Origin of the sequence: Gelidibacter maritimus, from assembly GCF_014062315.1 — a bacterium.
GTDB lineage: Bacteria > Bacteroidota > Bacteroidia > Flavobacteriales > Flavobacteriaceae > Gelidibacter > Gelidibacter maritimus.
On record NZ_JACGLT010000057.1, the window covers coordinates 1 to 395 of the forward strand.

Here is a 395-nt window from a genome sequence, read left to right on the forward strand (position 1 = left end):
CCTGAAATAACCTACGACGAGCCAGGGATCTATAGCTACTCCTTGACAGTTACAAATGCCGAAGGGGAAACAGGTTCATATACAGGCAGTGTGAGTGCCATTGTTGCATATTGTGAGACCATGCCTGAATATGGCACTTATTTTAACATCAATAATGTAAAGGTGGGGACCATTGATCATGCCCCAGATTTGAATAATTATTACAATTATTTTAATTCTGTAAGTACTGATTTAGAGTTAGGTGAGTCCTATTCTATGACTATTATCACCGAATCTGGAAATGGTGGTGTATCTGACATCAATAGGGTAAGAGTTTGGGCCGACTGGAATTTTGATGGGCAGTTTTCCGAAGATGAACTGATTATTTCTAAAAACGTGGCGTTTACGGATTATGT

At 39.2% G+C, this 395-nt stretch carries 1 protein-coding gene; it reads left to right on the forward strand.

Annotated features, from left to right (window positions below):
- Window positions 1-395 (forward strand): hypothetical protein (locus tag H3Z82_RS19465; protein ID WP_182207122.1); only part of this gene is annotated, 395 nt, incomplete at both ends.